Annotated in this window: 20 protein-coding genes; 5 read left to right on the forward strand and 15 right to left on the reverse strand. The window is 65.7% G+C overall.

Annotated elements, in window-relative coordinates:
* Positions 1-15 precede the first annotated feature (15 nt).
* From E1263_RS12890 to E1263_RS12910, 5 genes are read right to left on the reverse strand one after another with little or no spacing between them, the layout of a single operon-like run.
* The gene (locus E1263_RS12890) at positions 16-891 is read right to left on the reverse strand and encodes a sortase (protein WP_132167494.1); all 876 of its coding nucleotides are present in this window, start codon (positions 889-891) and stop codon (positions 16-18) included.
* Positions 888-2,561, reverse strand: a complete 1,674-nt coding sequence (locus E1263_RS12895; protein ID WP_165956589.1) for a substrate-binding domain-containing protein — start codon at positions 2,559-2,561, stop codon at positions 888-890. Before E1263_RS12895 ends, E1263_RS12890 begins: the two co-directional genes overlap by 4 nt.
* Before the next feature lie 28 nt (positions 2,562-2,589).
* On the reverse strand, positions 2,590-3,795 hold the full coding sequence (pstA, locus tag E1263_RS12900) for a phosphate ABC transporter permease PstA (RefSeq protein ID WP_132167496.1): 1,206 nt from the start codon (positions 3,793-3,795) through the stop codon (positions 2,590-2,592).
* A gap of 7 nt (positions 3,796-3,802) precedes the next feature.
* Positions 3,803-4,795: a phosphate ABC transporter permease subunit PstC gene (gene pstC, locus E1263_RS12905; protein WP_202868854.1), complete on the reverse strand. Its 993-nt coding sequence runs from the start codon at positions 4,793-4,795 to the stop codon at positions 3,803-3,805.
* Positions 4,792-5,121 (reverse strand): hypothetical protein, encoded by a 330-nt coding sequence (locus E1263_RS12910; protein ID WP_132167497.1) that lies wholly within the window; start codon positions 5,119-5,121, stop codon positions 4,792-4,794. The genes pstC and E1263_RS12910 overlap by 4 nt, the downstream gene beginning before the upstream one ends.
* A 57-nt stretch (positions 5,122-5,178) precedes the next feature.
* Between E1263_RS12910 and E1263_RS42685 the strand changes: the two genes are divergently transcribed.
* A complete protein-coding gene (locus E1263_RS42685) occupies positions 5,179-5,484 on the forward strand; it encodes a hypothetical protein (protein ID WP_165956587.1) in 306 nt (101 codons plus the stop codon).
* Positions 5,485-5,562: 78 nt separating this feature from the next.
* Here E1263_RS42685 and E1263_RS12915 read toward each other — a convergent pair whose 3' ends face one another.
* Positions 5,563-6,021: a hypothetical protein gene (locus tag E1263_RS12915; RefSeq protein WP_132167498.1), complete on the reverse strand. Its 459-nt coding sequence runs from the start codon at positions 6,019-6,021 to the stop codon at positions 5,563-5,565.
* 110 nt (positions 6,022-6,131) lie between these two features.
* Here E1263_RS12915 and E1263_RS12920 point away from each other — a divergent pair, with 110 nt between their 5' ends.
* The gene (locus tag E1263_RS12920; protein ID WP_132167499.1) at positions 6,132-7,808 is read left to right on the forward strand and encodes a hypothetical protein; all 1,677 of its coding nucleotides are present in this window, start codon (positions 6,132-6,134) and stop codon (positions 7,806-7,808) included.
* Here E1263_RS12920 and E1263_RS12925 read toward each other — a convergent pair.
* Positions 7,794-9,752: an NB-ARC domain-containing protein gene (locus E1263_RS12925; RefSeq protein WP_165956590.1), complete on the reverse strand. Its 1,959-nt coding sequence runs from the start codon at positions 9,750-9,752 to the stop codon at positions 7,794-7,796. The two genes, E1263_RS12920 and E1263_RS12925, sit on opposite strands and share 15 nt — an antisense overlap.
* Before the next feature lie 230 nt (positions 9,753-9,982).
* Between E1263_RS12925 and E1263_RS12930 the strand changes: the two genes are divergently transcribed.
* Both E1263_RS12930 and E1263_RS12935 read left to right on the forward strand, forming a co-directional pair.
* The gene (locus tag E1263_RS12930) at positions 9,983-10,309 is read left to right on the forward strand and encodes a PadR family transcriptional regulator (protein WP_202868855.1); all 327 of its coding nucleotides are present in this window, start codon (positions 9,983-9,985) and stop codon (positions 10,307-10,309) included.
* Positions 10,303-10,788, forward strand: coding sequence for a hypothetical protein (locus E1263_RS12935; RefSeq protein WP_132167501.1), 486 nt, complete (start codon positions 10,303-10,305; stop codon positions 10,786-10,788). The genes E1263_RS12930 and E1263_RS12935 overlap by 7 nt, the downstream gene beginning before the upstream one ends.
* Positions 10,789-11,426: 638 nt before the next feature.
* Here the strand turns inward: E1263_RS12935 and E1263_RS44335 are convergent.
* Positions 11,427-11,657, reverse strand: a complete 231-nt coding sequence (locus E1263_RS44335) for a peptidase dimerization domain-containing protein (RefSeq protein WP_132167503.1) — start codon at positions 11,655-11,657, stop codon at positions 11,427-11,429.
* Between the two features lie 732 nt (positions 11,658-12,389).
* On the opposite strand from E1263_RS44335, the gene E1263_RS44340 reads away from it, so the two are divergent.
* The gene (locus tag E1263_RS44340; RefSeq protein WP_132167504.1) at positions 12,390-12,644 is read left to right on the forward strand and encodes a DUF3039 domain-containing protein; all 255 of its coding nucleotides are present in this window, start codon (positions 12,390-12,392) and stop codon (positions 12,642-12,644) included.
* On the opposite strand, the gene E1263_RS12955 is transcribed toward E1263_RS44340, so the two are convergent.
* The 7 genes from E1263_RS12955 to E1263_RS12985 form a co-directional block, all read right to left on the reverse strand.
* Positions 12,641-13,693, reverse strand: a complete 1,053-nt coding sequence (locus tag E1263_RS12955) for a Wadjet anti-phage system protein JetD domain-containing protein (protein WP_132167505.1) — start codon at positions 13,691-13,693, stop codon at positions 12,641-12,643. The genes E1263_RS44340 and E1263_RS12955 overlap by 4 nt on opposite strands.
* Positions 13,690-18,099 carry a coiled-coil domain-containing protein gene (locus E1263_RS12960; protein ID WP_132167506.1) on the reverse strand — a complete coding sequence of 1,470 codons (4,410 nt, stop codon included), beginning with the start codon at positions 18,097-18,099 and terminating at the stop codon, positions 13,690-13,692. Before E1263_RS12960 ends, E1263_RS12955 begins: the two co-directional genes overlap by 4 nt.
* Positions 18,096-18,839 (reverse strand): hypothetical protein, encoded by a 744-nt coding sequence (locus E1263_RS12965; RefSeq protein ID WP_132167507.1) that lies wholly within the window; start codon positions 18,837-18,839, stop codon positions 18,096-18,098. The genes E1263_RS12960 and E1263_RS12965 overlap by 4 nt, the downstream gene beginning before the upstream one ends.
* Positions 18,836-20,362 carry a hypothetical protein gene (locus E1263_RS12970; RefSeq protein ID WP_165956592.1) on the reverse strand — a complete coding sequence of 509 codons (1,527 nt, stop codon included), beginning with the start codon at positions 20,360-20,362 and terminating at the stop codon, positions 18,836-18,838. The genes E1263_RS12965 and E1263_RS12970 overlap by 4 nt, the downstream gene beginning before the upstream one ends.
* A 339-nt stretch (positions 20,363-20,701) precedes the next feature.
* Positions 20,702-21,052, reverse strand: coding sequence for a hypothetical protein (locus E1263_RS43620; RefSeq protein ID WP_238161212.1), 351 nt, complete (start codon positions 21,050-21,052; stop codon positions 20,702-20,704).
* 456 nt (positions 21,053-21,508) lie between these two features.
* Positions 21,509-22,228, reverse strand: a complete 720-nt coding sequence (locus tag E1263_RS12980) for a hypothetical protein (RefSeq protein WP_132167509.1) — start codon at positions 22,226-22,228, stop codon at positions 21,509-21,511.
* A 30-nt stretch (positions 22,229-22,258) separates the two neighbouring features.
* The gene (locus E1263_RS12985; protein WP_132167510.1) at positions 22,259-22,483 is read right to left on the reverse strand and encodes a hypothetical protein; all 225 of its coding nucleotides are present in this window, start codon (positions 22,481-22,483) and stop codon (positions 22,259-22,261) included.
* Between the last annotated feature and the right edge of the window lie 486 nt (positions 22,484-22,969).

Here is a 22,969-nt window from a genome sequence, read left to right on the forward strand (position 1 = left end):
CAGGAACTGATCTGCTCAGATCAGATTCGGAAGCATGGCGGCGATCTGTTCGAACACCCGCCATGCGAGCGCGACGACAACCGGCGCGCCGATCAGGTAGGACTCCCAGCGGCCGATCCGGGACCGGAACCAGACGAAACCGGCGGCGACCGCGATCAGTGCCTCCAGCCACAGCACCAGCGTCAGTACGCCGGACAGGTCGGTCCCGAAGGCCTGCTGGGAGTCGGAGACCCGGGACAGTCGCCCGCCCGGGTCAGGTAGTGCCGTGCCTTCGGCCAGTTCGGCGTCGATGTACACGGTCGATGACGGCACCGGGCTGCCCTCGGCGGTGACCAGAGTCAGCCGAGATGCTCCGGCTGCCAAGACCGCGGGCAACGGGTCCCCTGCCCGACGCACGGCTTTCACGTCGTAGTTGAATCGGCCTTCGCCGGTGACGACCTCGAACCGGGTGCCAGGCACCAGCTTCGGCAAACTACGGAACGGCGCCCCAAAGGTCAGCCCGCGGCCATAGATCACCGAGACACCGGCCTGGCCGGGCAGCGGGGTGTCGGAGCGATGCCCCGGCCCGTCCCGCAGGACCGAGCCACTGGTTCCTTCGTTGATCACCTGACGCAGTTGCAACCCTGGGATGTCGAGGACCGCGACCGGCGCCCCGACGACCACGTCCGGACCCACCGGAGCGACAGCCTCGGCGAGCTGACCACGAATCTTGTCGTAGGCAACGTCCTGCGCCCGGTTGAACTGCAGTGCGCCGAGCAGCAGCACGTAGACCATGAAGGCGATGATTCCGAGCGCGAACAGCCGCGTCGCATCGGCCGCCAGCTGTGGCCGCAGGTCGAGCTCGGCCTGGACGCGGGCCTTCAACCGGGTGCTCGCGACCGCCACGCTCACTGACTGGCCCGCTTCTTCTGCAGATACCGCGAGACGAGCGTCGGCACCAGCAGGACGAGCAGGATCTCCACAGCGGTCAGTACGCCGAGGTTGCGCAACATGCCGTTGCCGCCCCGATCGCCGTTCAGCTCGGTGACATTGCCGGTCGGCTGGTAAGCACCGTTGGTGTTCCCGCCGGCGTTGATCACCTGGCCGGTCTCGGGATCGATCGCCGTACTGGGGCCGGTCGTCGGTTGCCCGGTCGTCGGCTGGTTCCCGTTCTGGTTCGGCTGACCGTTGTTGTCGCCGTTGCCGTTGCCGGTCCCGTTCCCCGTGTTGTTCCCGTTGTTGTCGCCGTTACCGTTGCCGTTGTTGTTCCCGTTGTTGTTGCCGTTGTTGTTGCCTGGGCTGTTCGGCTTGCCGCTGACGCACTTGCCGCCGACCGCCGGGCCCGCGCCGTCGCGATCACAGGCCAGCGGCTGCGGGGCGATATCGGCCAGCACGTTCCGGTTCAGGTTCTTCCCGTCGAACGTCGGGTTCCCGCATTTCTTGATGTCGGTCGCCGTCGACGGGCTGCCCGGCACTTTGGCCACCTGCTGGAACGCCGAGCGGACGAGGTTGAGCGGTAGCGGCGAATACCCGAGCGGCGCCGCCTTTTGTTGCCCTTGGCACAGGAAGTACGACGCGAAGTCCGCGAGCGTCTGGCCCTTCGACGGGCTGAGGTTCGACGTCGGCAGGATCATGTAGGAGTACGACGACAGCGGGTACGTCCGCGGGTCCGGGTTGTTGTAGACCCCGGGCAGTTTCTGCGTGAGGTAGTTCGGGCCGGGCGTGGTCTCGATCTGCGCCTTCGTGAGCGCCACGGCGGTGTTGTAGGCCGTCGGCGACGTGTAGTAGCCGGCGTTGTTGCGGACCTTGGCCACCGGGTACGACTTACCCAGCGCGTACGAGTACTCGACGTACCCGATCGCACCGTCGGCGTAGCTCGCGGAGATGTAGCCGGCCATCTGGCTCGACCCGCCCTGCGCCTTCACCCCGGCGAAGTTCTTGGTCGGGAAGTACGACGTCTGCCCACACGACCGGCCCTGCGTCGAGCGGCAGAACGCGTCCCACAACGGCTTGTGCTGAGTGTTCATCCAGATCGTGAACTGTGCCGTCGTACCGGAGCCGTCCGAGCGCACCACCGGGATGATCTTCTTACTGGGCAGGGCCTTCCCGTTGTTGTCCCGGGTGACCTGTGGGTCGCTCCAGTTGGTGATCTTGCCGGTGAAGATCTTCGTGATCGTGTCACCGGACAGCCGCAGGTCCTGGTACAGCTGACCCCGGATCCGGATCTGATACATGAACGCGGTGCCACCGGCAACGATCGGCATGTAGGCGAAGTCCCGGCCGGCGGAGGTGTCGGAGGCGCCGGTGAGCGGGTCGACACCCTGGTACGGGATCTCGCTGACCGCGAAGTCGACCAGCTTGTTGGCGAAGTCGAGCCGGCCCCGGGACGAGCCGCCCCCGCCGTACTCGACCCGCATCCCGCGCGGCTCGACGTCGCGGATCCACTGGTCCAGCGCGTTCTGCGACCAGGTCGACCCGGTGCCGTAGATCGGCGCGTACGCCGTACTGCCGGCGGCCGCGGGCAGGGCCGCGAACGCGATCGTCAGCAGCAGGGCGACCACGAAGGCGCTGAGCCGTCGCATCGACTGTCCTTTCATCGGTGCAGGCCTTTCATCGGGCGCCGGACCGGCCACGACCGGCCAACCAGCGGGAGAACGCGAACAGCAGCAGGACCAGCACCAGCAGCAGCGCGGCAGCGCCGAACGCCCGGCTGATGTAGTTGTTCTCCGGCGACTGCGACATCTTGAAGGTGAACAACGGCAGCGAGGTCATCGGGCCGGAGAACGGGTTGAGATTCAGGTACGTCGTATAGCCGGCGGTCAGCAGCACCGGCGAGGTTTCGCCGATCCCACGAGCCGTGCCGAGCACCAACGCGGTCGCGAGACCTGGCCGGGCGGTCGGCAGCACCACAGACCAGACCGTGCGCCACTGGGTCGCACCGAGCGCCAGCGACGCCTCCCGCAGTCCGCTCGGAACCAGCCGCAGGACGACCTCGGAGGAGCGCGCGATGATCGGCAGCATCATCACCGAGATCGCCATCGCGGCGACGAAGCCGGACAGCCGCATCCCGAAGCTGATCAGCAGGACGACGTACGCGAACAAGCCCGCCACGATCGACGGGAGCGCGGTCATCGCCTCGACCACCGACCGCACCAGCCGGGACGCGCGGCCACCGACCTCGGTGAGGTAGACCGCGCACAGGACGCCGAGCGGCAGCGTGACGGCGATCGCCATCGTGATCTGGATCAGGGTCCCGGCGAGCGCGTGCAGTGCACCACCGGTACTGAGCGGCTCGAGCGGGCCCGCCGTACGGAGATCTTGGGAGAAGAAGTTCCAGTGCATCAACGCGGGGGCGCCGCGGATCAGCGTGTAGCCGATCACGGTGGCGAGCGCGATGCCCACCAAAGCGGCTCCGCTGTGGGCCAGCAGGACGGCGAATCGGTCTGCAAGCACCACGCGTCCGCGCCGCAGGCCGGTCAGGAGCAGGTAGAACGCGGTGAAGCTCAGCCACCAGCAGACGATGAAACCGAGGGTGCCTTCGGTAGGCAGGATGCGGCTGTACAACACCCACGTCAGCGACAGCCCGGCCAGGGCCGCACCTCCGAGGCTCGCACGATCCTGTACGTCGACTACGCGGAGCTTGCGGCGTTCCGGCTCCGGCGGGGGCTCGACCTCGATCGGCTCCACCGGCTCGATCGGGTCCGGCGGGTCGATCGGCGTCCGGCTGGAGGGCAGGGGCGGCAGGAACGGACTTGCACCGTTGCTGCCGGGCCGCGGTGGTTCGTAGCGGGGACCCGTCGAGGGCAGTGTCCTCATGGTGGGTTCAGATCTCCGTTCCGGCGCCACTGCGGCTGCGGGCGACGACGAAGCCCGCGATCAGGTTGACGATGAGCGTGATGACGAACAGAACCAGCCCGGCCGCCATCAGGGCGTTCAGCTGGGATCCCTGGGCCTCGCCGTACCGGAGCGCGATCATCGACGAGATCGTGATCGAGCCGGACTGCAGGACGTGCCAGTTGATCTCGAACAACGGCGACACGATCATCACCACCGCGATTGTTTCGCCGAGCGCACGGCCGAGGCCGAGCATCGTGCCGCCGATGATGCCGCCGCGACCGAACGGCAGCACGACGGCCCGGACGACACCCCAACTGGTCGAGCCGAGGGCCAGCGCCGCCTCACGCTCGCCGCGCGGAGTCTGTTCGAAGACCTCCCGCATCACCGCGCAGGCGATCGGCATCACCATCATCGCGACCACGATTCCGGCGATGAACGCCGACGACGCGTACGTCGCACCGTCGAACACGGCCGCGTCCGGGTCAGTGTCGACCTTGAAGATCGGAATCCAGCCGAAGAAGTCGGTGATCCAGCGCGAGACGTGGATGATCCACGGCTGCAGCAGGAAGAACCCCCACAGGCCGTAGACGATCGAGGGCACCGCGACCATCAGGTCGATCACCGCTACCAAGCTCTTCTTCAACCCGCGCGGCGCCCATTCGGTGATGTAGAGCGACGTTGCGACCGCCAGCGGGAACGAGATGGCGATCGCGATCGTGGCGATCACCACCGTCCCGAACAGAATCGCCGCGACACCGATCTGGTTCGCCTCGGGCTGCCAGGACTGCTCGGTGAAGAACTTCCAGCCATACGTCTGCAGCGTCGGTTTTGCCTGGTATGCCAGGAAAATCCCGATCCCGCCGGTGATCAGCAGCACCAGCCCGCCACCTCCGCGGGCGATCAGCCGGAAGATCGTGTCGGACGGCGCGAGCGACGACCGCAGTTTGCGCGGTGGTGGCTCGACGGTCGAATCGCTCACCGCTGCTCCCGTTGCGTTCCCGAGGTGACCTCGGCCAGCTCAACCGCTTGTGTGAATCGATGGAACGCCCGGCGAGCGTCGATCTGCCGCGAGAACACCCCCGGACATCGAACATTCGGGCCGTCCTGCGCAGCCAGCTCCCACCGCCAACGCCCCTCCGGATCCCTGCGCAGGGCAGGCTCCGCCTCGCGCGCCAGGCGCCGTACCGCGGCCAGCTCTTCCTGCGGAGACCGTCGCCCACCGCTCCCCAGCGCGAGTGGGCGATTGTTGCCGGAAAGCAGTCGCCACAGCCGTTCACCTCCCCGCGGATCCTCGAGAAACTGCATCCGCACCACCACCTTGCTCCTCCAACCTCTCCCCCAGAGCAGTCAGTCAGGTGGAGCGTGGCCAGTACCGAACAACGCGTGGTGAACCGAACCGAAGCGGAGCATGAACACGCTTTTCGGTTCCGGCCAGGTCCGAAAGTCAGTCACGCAAAGCTATTTCAGTTCGGCGGAGGTCTTTCCGAGGAGGCGGCGGGCGACGATGAGTTGCTGGATCTGCTGGGTTCCTTCGAAAATGTCGAGAATCTTATGGGTACAGGCGGGGCGGATCGGCCCAACCCTCTGATTCGCCCTCTGACCTGCGGTTTCCTTGCTCAACGGTTGGCGTCACTGACCACCGCTTGCCAGTGGTTCCCGGAGCAGTGACGGAGCAGGCGGACACGGTTTGGCCACTCCAAGCACCGTCCTAGATGAAGTACCTGGTGGCCCCGGGGGCCAGCAGCCTCAGAGGAGCCGATCGAGGTCTTTCGAGAAGGCGTCGAGGAGTGCTGCCCGAGCTGCGGCAAGGTCAGCCATGGCACCGACGCGGTCCGGACTTGAGGCTGCCGAACGAGCCAGCGGGCCGGCCAAGCGTTCAGCAATACCCAGGACATCGTTGAGTTGCACGGCCGCGATCTCCCGCGACTGGAAGGCCACGGGAACAGCTGCTCTGTGGAGACCAGCCAGCGCGGTGACGAGCCCACCTGGGCCTTGGGCCTGGTCAACGGCACCCAGGAAGGCATCTAGCTGGAGCACCAGATTCGTGTAGATCTCGCTACGTACGTCGTAGCGACGCTCGGCCCGTCGCGCGTCCAGCTCCCGCCGCTCTCGCCTGCGCGCTTGAGTTCCGCCGAGGCCGACGCCCGCGATGACAAAAGAGCCGCTGATGATCGCTGAGGCAAGTGGGAGCCAGGTCGAGTTCATGGCGATCACCGTACTGGCGCCCGCTCGTTCCGACACGGTAGGCCACGAAGCACCGCGCACGTGTCGTGGCTACGATGCTCGTGTACAGCAACTACTTCAGGAGAAGGCACTTGTCGACCGCAGACCGGCTACTCGTCCCAGTCGGCCCGGATTCCGCACCATGGCGAACGATCTCGCCGCACCGGACCGTTCTGGTGATCGTTCACACGGTCACTGCGTGGAACAGGTTCGCGGACATTCTCCCGGTCTTCGACTCGGACCGTCGCGTGCAACTCGTCTTCACGTTCCCTGACGCGTCGGCGGTGTCTGCTGGTATCGAGGAACACCTCGTTGCCCAAGGCACACGAGTGATCCCCTGGGAACGTGCTCTGGCGGCCGACTTCGATCTCGCGCTGTCAGCACACCACAGCGGTGACCTGCACAAGGTCCGCGCGCCGCTCGCCGTCCTGTCACACGGTATGGGGTATACTAAATACTCGCACCGGGACACCGGGACACCGGGACACCGGGACACCTACGGCCTCAGCGCCAGGTGGCTTCTGCGTGGCGGGGAACTCACGCCGGCCTCGATCATCCTCACGCATCACGAGCAACTCGATCGGCTAGCCGCTGTCTCAGCGGAAGCTCTGTCGTCAGCATTCGTCGGCGGTGACCCATGCTTCGACCGCCTGATGGTCAGTGCACACCGTCGCGAGCACTATCGACGCGCGCTGGGTGTGCACGACGACCGCACGATTGTCGCAGTGACTTCAACCTGGGGTAGTCGGTCTCTTTTCGGCACCAACCCCGACCTCATCGCCACCCTGGCCGCCGAGCTCGAGCTCGATTCGTACGTCGTCGCTGTCATCCTCCATCCGAACACCTGGTACGCCCACAGCCCCGCCCAGATCCGCCTCTGGCTCGGCGATTGCCTCCGCTCGGGCGTCAGGCTGATCCCACCCGCCGAAGGATGGCAGCAAACGATCCTGGCCGCCGACATCACCATTGGCGACAACGGCTCGGTCAGCGGCTATTCCGCCGCTGCCGGACGACCAACCCTCCTGGCGACCTTTCCGGTCGCAGACGTCGTCCCCACATCAGCGATCGATGCCCTCGGCCAGTCATCAGCCAGACTGAACCTTCACGCAGCCTTCGAGCCGCAGATCATTGCGGCAGGCCCTCCAGACCCACGGATCCGCGCGCTGACCACCTCCGTACCCAGCGAGGCGAGTGCACGTCACCGCGCCGAGTTCTACCGCCTGATGCACCTACCCGAACCGCAGTCGCCCGCGATACTCCCCCAGTACGACGCCGATCAGCTGCGTCCGATGACCCAGCCTGTGAGTTCCTGGTGGGCCTCCACGTCGAAAGATGCCGACGGCAACTACACGGTACGGCGCTGGCCGGCCTCCGTGGTCGGACGCCCGGACTACTCCCCAGAGGACATGCCGCGACATCTGGTCGCTTCGGCCGATGAACCCCGCCGCGATCTCTTCGCCAACGCCGCAATCTGCGTCGTTAACGGACCGGCAGCAACGCCCAGCACGGTATTCCGGGAACGCCCTGCGTGCTCGATGGTTGCCGTGCGCACCGGACCGGCAACCTGCTCGCTAGTACACCGGACTGGCTGGACCGCCGATCTGGCGGTGTTCTCCGCCACCAACCATCCGGTCGATCCGGCAATCCCCACGTCAGTCATCCACGACCAACTAGCCGCCCAACGCACCCCACCCGAGACCTTCGAGATCCTCCTCGGCTCGACACAGATCACCGCTGCGCTGAGCCAGGTCTCCTCAAAGGCCGAGTGACTCGATCGCCCGCAACACCTCATCCGCCTCGGCAGCGCCGAGTTCGGTGTAGAGCTCGTGCGCACGCCGGTAAGCAACCAGCGCCTCATCGGCTCGACCTCGGCCAGCCAGCGCAATCCCCAAGCCGAAACGCGCGTCCGCCTCTCCTCGCCGCAGTCCATCCTCAGCGAAGAGCTCTGCCGCCTTCTCGAAACACTCGACTGGGTCCTCACCGACGGATAGGCTCTTCGCCGCAAATCCCAGCACCATCAGGCACTTCGCGCGGTTCTCGACTTCGGTCGAACCATCGAAGAAGCTCAGCGCTCCACCGGCCCATCGCGCCGACGCCTCAGGATCCGGCACGATCGCCGCCGTACGGGCCCGCTGAAGGCCCAGCAACGCGATCATCCGGGGCGGCTGATCAGCGGGCATCGTCTCGCCAGCAAACTGCACGACCTTCTCGGAGTCGTCGTAGTACCGGAACGCCTCATCAATCTTGGCCGCTGCGGCCTCGGAGTTCTCCTCCGCCATGGCGAGCTTGGCTTCGGCAGTAGCTACCTTGCCCAGCCACTCCAGGGCACTCTGCTCCCCCATCGCGTGCCCGATCTCGCGCGCGCACTTCAACGACTGCAAGAAGCTGGCCCGCGCCGCCTCGAACTCCTCTTTCGCAAGATGAGCAGACCCTCGATGCGAGGCGAGTTGCGTGATCGCAGCGGTGTTGTCAGTCAGCTCCGCAGATCTGAGCCCTGCTTGAAGACAGTCGAGCCAGAGATCGAGACGCCCCTGATGATGGGCATACTTGTACAACCCGAGACAGAGCCGCACCGCCACCTCATGCTGCCCGTTGCCTGCCGCGGCCGCCACGCAGGCCAACACCGACGCCTGCTCAGCCCTGAACCAGACCAGTGCCTCACCACGATCGACAGACACCAACGCCGACTCGGACAGCGCTCCGACCCTCCAACGGTTCGCCAAGGCGCCATCCCGCGGGTCCAGCTCGGACAGGTACCAATCCGTCACCCTAGCCACTACTGCGGCCCGGCCGTCTCGATCCTCGATCCGGCTCACAGCATCGGGCCGCAGGAGCCGGAAGTACGCATACCGTCCCGGGCTGGCCAGCCTCAGCATGTTGCCGTCCACCAGCTTGTCTATGAGCCCGGCAGCGACCTGCGCTTCGACATCGAGAGCCGCCGCGGCAGCTCGGGCACCGAAATCAGGCCCTGGAATGAGCACCAACAGCCGGTAGGCCCGACGCAGCTCGTCGTCCAATGCGGCATAGACCTGGTCCGCAAGCCACTTCGCCTCACTCTGCTCAAGCACACCACCACCTGAGTTCTCAGCATCTCCGATGATTCGTTGGGCGAGATCGGGGCGGCTGCCCACCCGCGCGGCGAGCCTCCGGATCAGCAACGGGTGACCCTCGCACAAGGCGACCAACTTCTGCAGCACGTCGGACTCAACAGTTGTCGCGGCATCACCAAGGCGCTCGACCATCAACTGCCATGCCGCATCCGGCGGGAGCTCATCCAACGCGACAGCCCGAAAGTCATATGCCGCCTGCAACTCCCACAGGTTCGACCGTGACGTCACAACCACCGTGACGCCTGGAGATGCCGGGATCAACAGCCGAACCTGCTCCGCCGACATCACATCCCGGATGACCATCAGATACGTCTGCGCCACCGACCGGCGCTGAAGCTCGTGAGCACGTGCATGGTCGGAAGCCGGCAGCTCGCTCTCCTGCGCACCAAGACCGATCAAAGCCTGCGCCAGCAGATCTCCCACCGCAACAGGCAACCCGTCGGCCTGGCGCGCCACCACCTCGACGTAGTTCCGCTTGAAGTCCTCCACGTTCTCGTGGAAGAACTGCGACGCCAGACTCCACCGCCCGGACTGCTCAATACCGTGGATGTAGAACCGACACGGCGCCTGCGTCTCCAGGCTCGCCTTCAAATGCCGCACCATCAACGCACGCTGAGGCACACGATCCACAAAAGACGCCACCCGCTCAGGCCACGGAGTCGCAGCAACCATCAGTCCATCCCCCAGCACATGATCAGTAGCGTTGCGTAATCATAGACCGCCTCCCAGGGGCAGATGGGCCCCGTCTCCAGACCCAACTCAGGCCACGATCTCGACGACCTAATAAGAGTTCATACTTGCATCTGACTCAAGGAGCTAGTAAGACTTCAGGCATGAGGATGACACTTCAGACCCAGCTGATCCTGCAGGCCCTCCTGCGCGAGCCGGCGAAGGAGTCCTGGGGTCGCAAGCTCGCCGACGAAACCGGCCTGATGCCCGGCACCGCCCAGCCGATCTTGATGCGCCTGGAGGCAGAGGGATGGCTAACCTCCCGCCGAGAGGACGAAGCGACCGCACACGGCGAAGGACGACCCCCTAGGCGCTACTTCGCCCTCACTGGAGTCGGCGCGACACTCGCGAGTGAAGCACTGACGACGGCCCGTCGTCCCCGGGGCAGCGCCCTTCGCGACTTGGCCACCGATCGCGGTGCAGGGTGCTGATATTCACCGTCATTACGACTGCGTCAGCACTCGCCGCGCTCACCGTCGCCGTTCTGCAGGCACTTACTGTCTGGCGCGCCCGTCAGGACATGCACGAGACCATGGTGGTCGTCTTGGACGTGGCGAGCGTCGAGGGTTGGGAGCAGGTCAGTGCTATCGGGTCCCTCGACCGGGAAGAGCTCAAGCGCCGGTTCAAATCCCTGGGCGTTCTCGCCACCAACTCTCAGGGGCCGCGGAGAAAATCCTCGATCCATCGTCGCCTGATCTCGGCCGCAACATACGCGATGCCTCCTGTCATGCGCCGTGAGTGGACCGCCGTCATTGCGGAGGCACTGCACGACTTCCCGCCCGATCAGCACGACCAGGTCTTGAAGAGTCTGCTTTTCAACGTGCCGACATGGATCGCGACCCACTGGCGCTCACAGCTTCGCCGAAGCTTCTCAACCGGTAGCACCGAACGGGCACGCGATGAGCGGTGACGATCCAGGACCCGTGCGACGGCGCTCGCTTCACCGAGCTCTCGGTCTAGGTGGAGCTGGCGGGATCGGCTTGCTTGTCTACCTCCAGCCACAAGTGGCATGGATAGCTGTCGCCGCGTTGGCGCTTCCCTCCTACCTGATCGTCTGCACCGCTTTGTTCGGCCGCAAGAAGCGAAGCGATCGGGCATTCCGCCTCCTACAACTGCTGAAGTGACCTGACTTTCCCTGCTTCATCGCTCGCCCCACTCTTCTGGTCGATGGGCTTGCTCGATGCCGCCGGGACCGCAGACTACTGCGGGTACGCCGAGTTCACTCACCAGTCCGGCTTCGGTGCCGTAAGCGACGTTGACCGACTCGTTGTGTACCCCAGCGCGTCGAGGAGCTCCTGCGACTGGTCGGTCGCGGAGCCCGGGGAAGTCTGCCAGTGCGACGCCATCGATGTGCCCGCTCGGGTCCTCGCGACGCATCTAGTGGTCCGTGTCCGAAGTTCCGTGACAGTAGGCGGTGTTCAGGTGCGTGCATCGTGGTGCCGGAGAAGCTGCCTCGATGCTCTTTATCGTGGCTGTTTCTCCGGTGCCGCGAGGTGCGTGCCTGGGCGCCGCATACGTTGCGGAACTTTGGACACGGACCACTAGGTCTCAAGGTTCCCGTAGGAAGGCCTCGAAGCGAGTCTGTACGTCGACATGGTGGCTCCCGGGAATGGCGCGCATCTCCCATTCGAACTCGCACAGCCCGGGTACGATGTTGGCGGCGAGCCCTCCCAGCACCGCGCCAACGTTGATCGTCGATCCCGGAACCGTCAACGCGTTCCTCCTTGCCCGAAGGTCGCCGGCCAACCTCCGCAGGACCGCAATGGCTCGCGGCGGCATATTCGATCGCACTGCATCCCTGATTGGTCAGCGACGAGCGCGAGGCGACACCGTGGAAACTTACTCGTGTCACCGTCCCCGACTTGTGGGCGCGGATCAGGTCCATCGCGGTCGGCTCACCGACAACACAGGGGCTGGAGCGGCCAGGAGCGGCGCCGCCGATTCGAATCAGTTGCCATCGCACGGATGCGAGGTGCCGAACTCGAGCCACAGGACCCGTACCCCGTCGCGCAGAAACCTTGGCGATGCAGATGTACTCGCTGCGGGCAGATCACGTCTCCGTCGTACGGAAACGTGAGCAGTGGTGACCGTGGCTGCGAGACCTGCCGTCGACGAGCGCAAGGGAATCCAAGCGGTTCAACAACTCCCTGCAAGCGGAGCAGCAGATCCGCTCGGCGGGCTATCAACCGATCGAGCCATATCCCGGTGCCGAGCACCGCTGGGCTTGCCTTTGTCGTTGTGGCGCCAAGACACGAGTACGAGTCGCTAACGTCGTCGCCGGCCAACGTGGATGCCGCGCATGTGCAAAATCGGGCTTCAACTCCAGCAAGCCTGCGATGGTCTACCTGCTTCATCATCCGGACCTGGCAGCGCTGAAGGTTGGAATTGCCAACGCAGGCTCAGTTCGACTCACTCGATTCCGCCAGCAGGGATGGAAACCACTCGCGATCGACACCGCCGGTCCAGGACTGGGATCGCTCCAGAACACCTATCCCACGATCGCGGGGCCTGATGCCTGGGGATTGCGCGCGCCCGAACTCGCCACGCTCGTCGAGAAGGACGAAATTGGTGGACTCGGAGCTGGGGTCTTCAAGCCACTACGTGCACAGAAGGGGTCTGGCGAGCTGCACGATCGAAGGTCGTTCCGCGCGGTCCATGTGCGGCGTCTACTTCGTGCCGATGCAGGTCCATGAGTCACTCCCACCCTGCGAAACCTGCGCAACACGCTTCGCCGGACTGGCCGAGCAACAAAAGCCCCGGCATTAGATGTTGAGGAGGGCGTTCGGGTGGTCTGTGAGGCGTTCGTGGCCTACGGCCTCTTGGGGGAGGCGTAGGCCGGTGATGAGGAGTTCTCGGGCGGAGCTTGCGAGTGGCCCTAGCCAGCGGGCTGCGTCGGCGGCGGAGTCAGCGGGTATTTCAGTGGTCGAGCGCCGGGGTGCGACGTCGAAGAGGAGTTCGTAGAGCGGCCAGGCCGGAGTGACGGGAGGCAGATTAGCTTGTTGTGCCGTGCGGTCTGCGGAGGCAGGGATCTGCAGTCCTTTGAGGTCTACGTCGCCGAAGTAGACGATGCGTTTCGGCCGAGGCTTGAGCAGTGGCACGGTCAGGACGGCCGAGGGGAACTGCGAACCCGTTCCGTAGCCGACATGTCTCTGCGGTCCGCCTTGGGCGGCTTGACTGCGGGTGATTTCGAGCAGCGATGTGTACGTGTGATGGTTCTCCGCGATGAGCAGCGCGACGCCACGGGGGTCAGGCTGGCCCTCGACCCACTGCGAAACGAAGGGAATCGGAACCGGGTGACAGCGCAGCAGGTCGAGTGTCAGCGCACCGGAAGTGAACAGTCTGGTCCGGGTCAGACTGTCGAGACGCTTCTCGTCACCGAACAACTGCAGCGACCGTTCTCTCGCCGGGACGCTGGGTCGCTGAGCTCCACCCGATCGCAAGAACGCGGAGACCGCCTCGAGAACATCAAGATCAGAGGTCTGTGTCGCGATCTGGCCGGCCGCCTCCAGGGCAGCAGGCCAGACACGCATCGACAGCCCTTCCCGGCCAGTCCGCCCGCGCGGTGGTCGTCGTACCCACAGGGGTAGCCGCGGTACCTCTCGTACGTCGAAATGCGCTGGTGACACCGGGAAGGTAAGCAGGCCGGCTGCGACCAGTTCATCGAGCGCGCCACGGATCTCTGCCCTCGCGGTGGGTGCTGAAGCGAGGCTGCGGTCGAAGGCGACGGCAGCGTCGTACAGCACGTCGAGGCTTACCTGCTGTGTCGAGGACGCTGCCACGCCGTCAGCGAGGCGTTGGGCGAGTGCGCTCCTCATTGTTCCTTGCCGTCTCCACTGCGATTCACTCGGACGCCGGTGATGCCCTCGTCTGGCTCGCCGATCCTGTCTTCGACGACGACATAGCGTCTGGCCCGCAGCGCGCCGGGGGAGTTTCGCATCCGCAGCACGTTCGGGAACTGGCCGACGGCGCCGAAGTCTTCCACGCCTGTGGTATAGACCAGCTGCACACCGTGTGCGGCGGCGACATCGCGTTGAAGCCGAAGCAGTGCGACATGGCTGGCAGTCCCGAGTGGATTGTCCAGAACCAGAGTCCCGCCAAGCACCCCGGATCGGCGACCACGATTGACCGCCCGCAATCGGGCCAAGGTGCAGTAGAGCGCGACACACACGGTCAGCTTCTCGCCACCCGAGAACTTACCGAGGTGCGTGACGTCGACCGCCTCAGGAACCCGGTCGGTGCTCGGCTTGAGCACCTTGACGGTGAAACCACGCGGCGCCACGGCCTCATGGACACAACGCTTCAGCAGCGCGAGACCGGCTGGTTTGCTGTTCTCTGCGACGACCCGGTCGACCACGGCATCGATCCGCGCCTGCAGATCGTCTTCGCTGCTGGGGTGGGTGAATTTGATCCGCAGAAAGTGCTCGTTGGCCCAACCGCCGAGCGTTCCCGGGAGTTTCGAATGCCGATGGGCAGACTCCAGCACCTTCAGCGCTTCGCGCACCAGTGCCGCCAGCTCGACCACCACCAAGGACTGGTCCCGCGTGATGTCCTGGAGCTGGCCGTCGATCGTCGCCCGTCGCAACCGCAGGTCCTCCGCGCGGCCTGCCGCCCGGTCGGACAGCACCTCGGCATCGTCGCCGGCGAAACGATCCCGAATGGCATCGGGGATCTTCACGAATCGATTCTCCGCAGCCACTCGACGGACCGTGCCGACCGCGCGGTCGACCTCGCTCTGCTGCGCCTGCGCAGCCTCGACCGCCGACCTGAGATTCGTCAGCGTCTCCGCCAACTCGGTCTCGGCGGCGGTTCCCTCGTACGGCGGAGCGTCGTCCACCGCATCGGCAGGGTTTGCGGCGTCCTGCAGCCGATTGGCCTGCTGCTGGAAGACCGCGGCCTCAGACGCAGCTTCGACACCCGCTGTGCGGAGCTCCTCGGCCTCCTTCGCCAAGTTGGTAGCTCGCGCGCTCATCTCGGTGGCCTGGGCTGCCTCTCCCTCGGCGAGCTGCCTCGCCTCGGCCTCATCGGCCGGTTCGACATCAAGCTGAACAGGCCTGGGCCTGCCGCGCGTTGCGCGCTCCTCGACCTCCAGCCGGGCCAGTTCGAGCTCGGACTTCATGCTGCTGAGAACCTGCAGGGCGACGTCCGCCGTGTCACGGGCACGAGTCCGGGCGTCGCCACGCCGGGCAATATCCTGTCCGTCACTCGTGGCGAGCAACTCTGCGGCACGCTCGCGCACCGGCAGTTCGTACTCGCCAAGTCTCTGGTGCGCGCGTTGAGCACGATCAACCTGGCTGGTCAGACGTTCGGCGAGCACGGACTGGGCGGCCGTCGTTCGCCACTGCAGGTCGAGGTCTTTGTAGCTGCCCCGTAGCACCGACAGAAGATCCGCCGGGTTCTCCTGTTCGGCGGTGTCCGCGGCGGAATCGATGAAGGTGATCCCCTCGAGATCCTGCACGTACCGAGCGTGGTTCGCCCCGTGCTGGGCCGCTCGCTTCTCGATCGCAGCGACAGCTTTCCGGAACTCGGCGGCACGCGCTGCTGCTGCCTTCGCCGCCGCGGTCTCGTCAGCCTGGTCCTTTTCCAGCTGTCCGATCCGGGCCCTCAGCGCCGGCAACTCGTGGACCTTCGGAGCAAGCGCCTCCAGGCGCTCGATCCGTCCGGCCAGGACTATTGACCGCTCGGACAGCTCCTGCTCCCGAGAGGCATCAGCCTCTTCGCGCCGAGCAAGTTCATCGACCTCCGCGACGATCGTCTGTGCGGCGGTCTGGTACTTCACGATCGCCTCGTCCGCGGATTCGATCAGCTTCTCGAGGGTCTCGAGGTGCCCGGCAGGACAGTCCTGCAGAAGATTCTCGAGTGCCAGCAGCAGTGCCCGATCCGCGACCGCCTGCTCCTTCAAGGCGACGATTCGCTCGTCCTGCCGCTGCCGCCGCACTTCACGCTCCGTCCGTGCGTTCTCGGCTGCAAGCGGATCGAAGAGCGCGCGATCGCTTGCAAGCACGAGCCACTCGGGACCCGCCGAACCCAATACCTCTTGCAGCTGCGTAGCAGTGCTGACGGACACATGAGCGACCGTTGCGAAGTCAAGAGTCGCGAGGCTCGCCCGCGCTGTGGCGGCGTCGCCGTCGGCGATCACGACGCCGGAGGCAAGTCCGGCGACATGTGGGTTCTTCAGGACCTGGTCCCGGTCGGATTCCGGCACCAGATCGCGCAGCAGCTTCCATCCGGGCTGAGCCCTGACGCCCTCGGCGGTGAGCCGGTCCACGGCGCGCTGGGCATCACGGGTGCCCGGCAAAAACTCTTCGGTGCGCAGTCCCTCGAGCGCTCGATCGTCGTCGGCGGCATCAACCCGGGTGTCGATGATCTCGGCTTCCGCCTCGGCCATCGCGTGCGTCAACGCGACGCGAAGATCACCCACCTCGGACCAGAGGTTCAACCGGCTGTCCGCACCGAGTTCCCTGAGCTCGCCCAGCCGAGCGTTCGTCGCCAACGCGTCGACCCGTCCGATGAGCTTCGCCCGTTCGGCGTGCACCAGATCCCGCTCGGATTCCTTCGCCAGCTGTTTCTTGGCGATGCGTTCAGCACGTTCGACCAGTGCACTACGCGCTGCTGGTCGGGCCCCGCGTCGCTCTCTGACGGCGCCGAGCTCCTCGCCGGCGGCACGACTTTCCTCAATGGCGCCCGCGAGCGCCTCGAGCGGGCTCGCCTTCGGATCATCGAGGTCACCGCGGCCGACGGCCGCCATCACTGCCTCGTCGATCTCGATCACCTGGCCGCGAACGCTCTCTGCGCGAACAGCTGCCTCGGTAGCCCGCCCACGATTCGTCTCCGCGGTCGCGGCCTCTGTCTCGGCGCTCGACCGTGCTTCATCAGCAGCTTCGGACTCGGCCTGCGCGGTCTCACTCTCCTCGCACGCCAACGTCCGATATCGCGCCTTCAGCGCCGCCGCGGCCCTATCCCGTGCGGAACGCAGTGGCTCGGTTTGCTTCTCCTCCTCAACCAACTGCGCGCGCACCGAATCGGCCTCGCGCTCAGCGTCGATCTGCTCGGCCAGCGGTTCAACCGCTTCCCAGGCACGACTCTCGCTTTTCGTCGCGGTTGCCTCGGTCTCCGCGTTCTCCACCGCGGCCCGCGCCGTGATGTGCCGGTAGTTCGCAGCGACCCGCCACAGCTCGTGCGCCGCGTCGTTACGCTTGCTGCGTTCGCTGTCCAGGCTGCTCGATTCCCCGCTCAACCGCTGGCTCTCCGCAACCAGTCGTTCGCGAGCTGACGTCTTTCCAGCCGCGGAGCTGCGAAATGCTCCTGCCAAGCGAGCCGCCGCAAGTCGCACCGCACCGGCCCGGCTGTGTGCAGAGCGCGCCCGAGAGTGCCGATCGGCCAGGATCTCGAGCCTGTCCGCCATCACCGAGCAAAAATCTCGATCGATGAGCAGATCCGGTTTGCGCCCCAGCACCTCGCCGACTTTCGCAAGGTTGTCCGCGACGAGCTCCGGTTGTGTCCTGTCGATCGTGAGATCGATGAGGAAGTCAATGAACTTGTCCGTCGACGGGAAGTTGAAGAGCTCCGCCACACCGCCCTCGGAGTGGTTCATCTGCTTCTGGTAGCCGAAGAGTGCAGGGTCCAGATCTCGCTTGATCAGGGTGTCGCGCCACTGGCTCTGCGTCTCGACGGGGGTGTAGAGGTACTCCTGTGCCCGTGGTGCCGTGATCTCCTTCAGGCAGCTCAGGTAGTCGGTTTTCCGGCGGCGCCGGCTCAGCTCGTCGTCCACCGGAAGCCGTTCCAGGTCGAGCGCACCCGGTACCACGAAGAAGGTGTAGTACGACGTCTTGAGCTTGTCGCGATCACGATCTGGATCGAGTGGTTTCCGGCGATCGATCCACTCATGCACCGCCCCGGTCACCAGGCGCTGTGGGAGCCGGCCGTCCTTGTGCTCGGCCACCCACTCGGCCACGACGTGACTGGTGTCGCCGGAAGCAACGTAGTCCTCGAGGTAACGCTTGACCGCCTTACCCATGAAGTCGTTGCGGTTCGGCAGCAGGAGGGCGAAGAACAACGACAACAGACTCGACTTGCCGCCTCCGTTGCGCAACCAAAGGATCGTGTCCGTCGGGTCGCCGAGGTCATCGGCACTCGACGATGTCAGATCGATCGTCACATCGGTGAAGCGTGCGGCTCGATCGCCGATACTGATCAGGCGAAGTCGTGCCAGTTGGTACGTCATCCGATCCCCTCTTCCCCACCGTCGCGGCGGATCGCCGACAGCACGTCGTACGTCGCATTGCCGGCCAGCTCGCGAGCCTGAATCCGAAACCGCTCAAGCAGCTGGAATGTCTCAGGCGCCGAGGCCAGCCCCGATGCAGGCCGCGCGAGACCTTGGTCGACCATCCACGTCAGCACACTCGCCACCCAGTAGACAGATGACGCCTTCGACCGGCGGGCCTTTCCTTCGCCCTTGTCCGCTTTGTAGCCAGGTGACAAGCGGTCGTACGTACGCCAGGCCTCTTCGAACATCTCCTCCTGCCGGGAGGCTGTCTCTGGCGATCGCTTGAGCCGGTCGCAGGTTGCCCGGAGAAAGCGCTCCACCTCGTAGACGGAGACGCGCCTGACCCGATCGTCGTCGAAGTCCCCCGGGGTCGGGAAAGTGAACGCCGCTATCGCGACGCTGACGAGTCCGACCAGCAACCGCTCCGTGACACCGCCGACATTGGACAGGTCCGAAATTCGGTAGGCGAAGACCGATTCCCGGCGTACGCCGAGCACCAGGCCGAGGTCGGAATCGGACAGCACACGGGTGTCCAGTCCGTCCAGAACGCTGTTCACAGCGTTGCGGAACTCGATATCCGCGCGATACCGGTCAAGGAGGCCCCGATAGTCGGAGTCCGCTCCTGCACGCAGCTTCGGGCGCAAACCACACCCGATCAGTACGCCGACGTCGGCCAGGTCTCGCTGGCTGAGTGTCATCTCTCCCCCTTGCTCACGGACAACGCCGCTTCGGCCCACGCGGCCAGCGACTCTTCGTCCTCAGCGACGATCAGGTCGTCACCCGACCAGCCATCGAGACGCAACGGAGTCCCGTCGGCGTCGATGGCAACGGTCGAGCCAAGGACCTGGGCTGCCGCGTCGACCGCCGCCGCGAAGTCCTCGACAGACTCTGGCGCATAGCTCCACAGCGCTGCGAGCGCGATAACCCGTAGTACGGATTTCCTGTCGACCTCGGCGGGCAGCACAGCGGACTCGGCCGCCGTCAGCAACACCGACAGTCTGGCCGGTAGCTGCACAGAGTCCACCACGGCGGCGGCCGCGATCAGGACCGCTACCGGGACCGCGGGCGGCTCCGGATCCCCCGGCTCCTCATCGGGATCCAGCGGTTCGTCGATGTCGCCGCTCCGCCGGGGAGCCATCAGGTCGTCGACCAGATCCGCCAGCCGGACAATTCTGGGCACCTGCGTGCCGGCTATCGCCACGGCGAAGGTCTCGGCGGGATCCACCGCGGCATCGACCGGCAGCCGTAACAGGGGCAGGAACACGTCGTCGGTTAGATCCGGGTTTCGCAGTCCGCCGAGTGGCCTGAACATCTGCCGGGTCTGCTCGTCGATGAAGGTCATGCGGGCGTTGACCAGCTTGCCGTGCAGCTCGGTGTGCCGCCGCCGGCACTCTTCGAGCAGACCGGCGATCCGGACGGCAGCACTTGTCACCGAGGGCTCTGACTCGGCGCCGTCCAGCGCACCGCGGACATGGTCGAGGAGTCTCGCCTCTGCGGCCAGCCGATCCTCGAGATGAACGCGGCTGCGCTCCAGCTGTTGCGGCACGTCTGACGACCACTGTCCGAGGACAGCGCGAATATCGCGTGAGGTATCGGCCATGAGCGCGCGCAACTCGTCCGCGTACCGAACCGACAATAGGCGCGACCGCTCTGCTGCCTTCTCCGCTTGGCCGAACGCGCCGCGCTCGAGTTGGCGCGCGAGCATCAACTCGACCGCGGCCTGCTCGTCCTCTACATCGAACTCGAGCCCACCGACGAGCGCATTGATCGCGTCGGGCGTGGCCCGCAACACATTGACGCCCCGGGCCGGCTCCTCGTGCTCCGTCAGAAGCCGGAACTCGACGGACAGCTCCCTGTGGGCGACCGTCCCGGTCTCGTCCCGGCTGAAGACCGAGACGTAATAGCGGTACGGCGCCTCGCGGTCCCGACGGTTCAGCAGCGCGTCGAGGACGTACCTCGCCACCGAGGCGTGTTCCTCGACCGAGCACTCTGGGTGAGTGGCCGCAGCAAGTTCCTCGAGCCCGGCCACGACCTCGTCGTACCCGACCTCGTCGTCGAGCCCTTGCCGGGCGATCACCGCGTCGATGCCTGCCAGAGCCATCGTCACTACGTCGTAGCGCCGATCGCCCCACGACTGCCGCCCTGTGTTGGCTGCAGCATCAGCCACCGGCCGGACCCGCAGCAACGCCCGGACACGCTCCCCGAACGAGCTGTCGAACACTGCTGGCCCCACCGACGGACCACTCACCCTGCCACCCCCTGTCGCGCAGGTCCCTCCCGAACTCCGCGACAGTACGATAACAATCTGTGACCAAACGTCAATGGTTCCGCAGCGATCACAGCCTTCTGACCACCCCGGTCTATTTGGCCTCGGTCAGTCTCACACCTTGGGAGAGACCTGGCGCGTCTGATGGTCCAGTAGCAATCGACCGGGAACGCCGCCGTCCGCAGACCGGGCTGTAGTCGGTCAGCGGGCGACTCCGGACAAGCCGGTCGTACAGTTGCTGCTGACCTCCCGGCCGCATCCATAGACTGGCCGGTGGCTGTCCGCGTAGGAGTTCTATCGCGCGGACTCGATTGAACACTCGGTGAGCTCTGCCAGCTGATCGGCGGCGCGGACTACGTTCTCGATCAGCAGGAGTGCCTTCTCGAAGCTGGCATGTACGGCGAGCACGCGCGCCTGCTGGCGGGAGAGCAGGCGGTCCAGGAGCGGGATTCCAGCCAGCACGGGCGTCGCGCCTCGCTGCAGCAGATCCCGTTGCTCCGCAATCCCAACCAGGATTTGGGACCGGCGGTGGATCTGGGTGTCCAGCGATGTCGCGTAGTACACGCCGTCGCTGCCCTGACGACGACCGACAAAGCCGATGACGGCCAGCCGATTCGTCCCGAGCGGGCAAGACCAGCTGGTCACGGAACCGATCGACCACGCGTCCGTCCGACTCTTCAAGTCCGAGACCGGCGCCGCGAACCGTCTCGAGGTCGAAACCCTGCGCCTTGAGTTGGCCGACAAGTCGCGAACCAGAGCCAGGCGCATAGCCGGCCAGCCAGTGCCAGTTCGGCTCCAGAACGTCTCGTGCGCGGCCACGCTCGAGGTACTCCTAAGCCCATCCGCTGAGCGTCCGGAAGAGCTCTCGCCGATAGAACCGGGCCGCGGCGTGACTCACCTCGAGCAGCCGACGCCCGTTGCGCGGGGCTCGGAACCGCCTTCGGGTCGAGGCCCGGTCGCCCCACACCTTTCTCCAGGCCGCCAAGTGATCCATACCTCGACGCTCGGCGCGAGGCACCCGAGGCGGAACCTAGATCAGGAGTTCCAGGACCCTTGCTCCAGGCAATCAATGCCGGTCCGTGGTCCCGCCTGGCCGACGGCTCAAGGCAGGAGCTCCGGCACGTCCTTGACGGCTTCGATCGCCTGCAACGTGTCACCGCCGACGAGGAAGACCCTGAAGGTCAGTCTCGCTGCTTTCCAGGCCTTGACGATGCCTGACGACTTCTCTTCCACAGCGTGATAGACAAATCCCAGGCGCTCGGCCGCGGCCAGCGCATCCTCAGGCCCGATGGTGTCAATCAAGTCTAGTGCGCGCAGAATGTCATGCAGCCTGGCGACAACCGCGGCCCGCACCCGCGGACCCAGATCCTGATCGTTCCGGGCGGCATCGAGCGCCTCCAGGATCCGGCTCCGCAGATCGGCCCGCACCCCGTCGGAGACCCGGACATTCACAACCCCGCTGCTCCGCAGTACGGTCGACAAGACCTTCAGGCTAGTCAGATGCTCGACCGGCACCTCAACGCTCGGGCCCTGCCCCATCTGGGTGCTGGCGTCCCTGGTCAACATCAACGTTCGCAGCAGATCAGGTGCGATGACGTCGTACATCTCGACGTACGCGGCTTCTTCGAGATCCTCCAGCTGCCACCGAACCTGCCGAAGGAGATCGACGACCGAAGCGGCCCTTCTCCGCGTCTCCGCCTCGTCGTCTGCCCCCAGGGTCGTGCCCCACAGTTGGAGAAGGCCGCCCGTGGGACTGTAGCTGGCTCGGTATCGGCTGAAGATCGTGAGCAACCGGCCGGCGGAGTTGTCTGTCTCGGGCATGCCGCAAGGCTAGCGGTGGTACCGCCGGAATCAGTTGAGCAGCGGCAACCGATACGCGGTTCTCGGCTCGGCGTTGTAGAGGACTTGCCGAAGGAAGGGCCGGTTCTCCAACGCGCGGAGGCCTTCGGCGATCAGAAGGTTGAGGTTGTCTTCGTCGGACTCTGTCCAATAGGAGCGTTCGGGCGGTGAGGTCGATGGTCTGCAGGTCGTCGGCCACCGCCGCGTCGTACTGCTTGAGCAAATCTTGCGGCTCACGGAAGGGCACATCGCCGGCCAGGTCGATGTACCCGAACAGTAGCTCCGTGGCGTTCGAGCCCGGAGGACCCAGGAACGGGCGGGTCTCGTCATCGTGGACCAGGATGACAATATCTCGATGCCCGAGGATGGCCGGGCGGGTTCTGCGAGGGGCGCCGGGGTTGACTGCGCTCTTCTTTGCCCAGCTTTCCTGCGCTGGACGCCCAGTACGGGCAGACGAACGCCGAGTAGAGCATGCAGGAAAGATGCCCTCCGAACCCGGTGTCAACGCTGAAGTACGGATCGTGCACGCGAGTCCTGGCCGCATCCCTCCTGGGCCAGCGTTCGCCAGACCAGGGGGCCCTGAGCCAGGACGAACCCGCACACGCAGCAGGCCCTCCGGATGGTGAGGCCCACGCTGCGATGTGGGTCGACGCCCGCAAGACGGGGCCTGTCATCCATCCACGGCGTCTCGGCCGGCGCCAGCTCCAGCGGCGACCCCGGGCA

The organism is Kribbella antibiotica (genome assembly GCF_004349055.1).
Classification (GTDB): domain Bacteria; phylum Actinomycetota; class Actinomycetes; order Propionibacteriales; family Kribbellaceae; genus Kribbella; species Kribbella antibiotica.

What these genes read in the sequence shown, in the direction of transcription:
- E1263_RS12895 (WP_165956589.1), bottom strand. Translation starts at nt 2,561, where the DNA reads ATGCGACGGCTCAGCGCCTTCGTGGTCGCCCTGCTGCTGACGATCGCG.
- pstA (WP_132167496.1), bottom strand. Translation starts at nt 3,795, where the DNA reads ATGAGGACACTGCCCTCGACGGGTCCCCGCTACGAACCACCGCGGCCC.
- E1263_RS12910 (WP_132167497.1), bottom strand. Translation starts at nt 5,121, where the DNA reads ATGCAGTTTCTCGAGGATCCGCGGGGAGGTGAACGGCTGTGGCGACTG.
- E1263_RS12915 (WP_132167498.1), bottom strand. Translation starts at nt 6,021, where the DNA reads ATGAACTCGACCTGGCTCCCACTTGCCTCAGCGATCATCAGCGGCTCT.
- E1263_RS12925 (WP_165956590.1), bottom strand. Translation starts at nt 9,752, where the DNA reads ATGGTGCGGCATTTGAAGGCGAGCCTGGAGACGCAGGCGCCGTGTCGG.
- E1263_RS12930 (WP_202868855.1), top strand. Translation starts at nt 9,983, where the DNA reads ATGAGGATGACACTTCAGACCCAGCTGATCCTGCAGGCCCTCCTGCGC.
- E1263_RS44335 (WP_132167503.1), bottom strand. Translation starts at nt 11,657, where the DNA reads ATGCCGCCGCGAGCCATTGCGGTCCTGCGGAGGTTGGCCGGCGACCTT.
- E1263_RS44340 (WP_132167504.1), top strand. Translation starts at nt 12,390, where the DNA reads ATGCCTGGGGATTGCGCGCGCCCGAACTCGCCACGCTCGTCGAGAAGG.
- E1263_RS12955 (WP_132167505.1), bottom strand. Translation starts at nt 13,693, where the DNA reads ATGAGGAGCGCACTCGCCCAACGCCTCGCTGACGGCGTGGCAGCGTCC.
- E1263_RS12960 (WP_132167506.1), bottom strand. Translation starts at nt 18,099, where the DNA reads ATGACGTACCAACTGGCACGACTTCGCCTGATCAGTATCGGCGATCGA.
- E1263_RS12965 (WP_132167507.1), bottom strand. Translation starts at nt 18,839, where the DNA reads ATGACACTCAGCCAGCGAGACCTGGCCGACGTCGGCGTACTGATCGGG.
- E1263_RS12980 (WP_132167509.1), bottom strand. Translation starts at nt 22,228, where the DNA reads ATGCCCGAGACAGACAACTCCGCCGGCCGGTTGCTCACGATCTTCAGC.